Here is a 1381-nt window from a genome sequence, read left to right as displayed (position 1 = left end):
GTGGACATGAAACACATGGTTGTCACCCAGATGAGCGAAGACAAGCAGCTCATGGTGCAGATGTTCCGTGAAGTCGGTGACCCCGAATTTCGTTTTGTGACCAACTCCGGCCTGTATTTCGGTTTTCTGTTCGGCTTGATTCAGGTTCCCGTCTTTATCTTTATGCCTGAAAACTGGGTGTTGCCGCTGTTCGGCTTTATTGTCGGGATTGCCACCAACTGGCTGGCGCTGAACCTGATTTTCCGCCCACTGAACCCCATCAAGGTGGGACCATTCCGAATTCAGGGGTTATTCCTGAAACGGCAGAAGGATGTGGCGGAATCCTTTGCCCGGCTATCCACGGATCAGGTTATTACCCTGCGCAATATCATGTATCAGGTGGTGAACGGGCCGCGGGGCGACCGCACCAAAGCGTTGATCAAGCGCCATTTAAAACCGCTGCTTAATGGTGGCGTGGTGCGTACTGCGGCCCAGCTCACGGTCGGTCCGGAAGGGTACGCTGACCTGAAGAAGGCGGTGGAAGAGAAAGCGGTGGATCTGGCGGTGGAGCCCTTTGAAGACCAGGGGTTCAACAAGGAGCGAGGGCAGATTGTCGAGCGGCTTATGTCCGAGCGTATGCAGGCCCTGAGTTCCGATGAGTTTCAGGATTTGTTGCGCCCCGCCTTTCAGGAAGACGAATGGATCCTGATTGTGGTGGGGGGCTTCCTTGGCGCCATGGCCGGTGTCTTTCAACTTGTGTTCATGTTTGGAGCCAGTTGAGTGCAGGTGCTGCAGATAGACATGGCCACCCTTGGGTGGTTGCTGTTTGCGGCGGCGGTGGGGGCTTCGCTGCTTACCCTGATTCTTCTGGGGCTTATCGGCCACTTTTGGTTGGGGCCCCGGCTTGAGCGCAAGGTAGACAGGCGTCTTGAAGAGGGCGCCGCACAACTTGAAGAACGGTTACGGCAGCGTTTTATGGATCTGTTGACCGGCCGCTCACGAGAAGTCATCCGTGAAAGGGCCCGGGATCTGGCCCGTGGCGTTGGCTTGATCAGCGGCCGCCGGCAGGGCCCCATGGACAAGGATGATGCTGACGAATAATGCCGATTGCCCGGATTTTGAGCAGTTGGCACGGCAGGGAACGATTCTTGACTATTCTTGAATGATTGTTTGACAATGCGCCGGCTGGCTGGCGTCACCACCCCCCTATAATTTGTCCCGCGCGCTAATGATGCTTGTGTGTTGTTTTCCCGCTGCATTCGCTCGTGGAATTGCCTTCGGGAGTTTGGACCATGTCCGACCAAGAACAGAACCAGAACGAAAAAGACGGGCGTCAAAACCCGCTGAAAGCCCTTACCGGGGCTTCACGAGACATTCGCAAGTATACCCATCAGATCTGGCT

Annotated in this window: 2 protein-coding genes; both read left to right on the top strand. The window is 55.8% G+C overall.

Annotated features, from left to right (window positions below; genetic code table 11):
- On the top strand, positions 1 to 759 hold a 759-nt coding region (locus A3754_RS11990; RefSeq protein WP_369817615.1), incomplete at its 5' end, for a DUF445 domain-containing protein.
- A 21-nt stretch (positions 760 to 780) separates the two neighbouring features.
- A complete protein-coding gene (locus tag A3754_RS11985) occupies positions 781 to 1080 on the top strand; it encodes a hypothetical protein (protein ID WP_231880604.1) in 300 nt (99 codons plus the stop codon).
- Positions 1081 to 1381 lie beyond the last annotated feature (301 nt).

It is taken from the genome of Alcanivorax sp. HI0083, from assembly GCF_001635175.1.
Note: the sequence above shows the minus strand (reverse complement) of the source record. Positions and strands in the feature narration are given on the sequence as shown.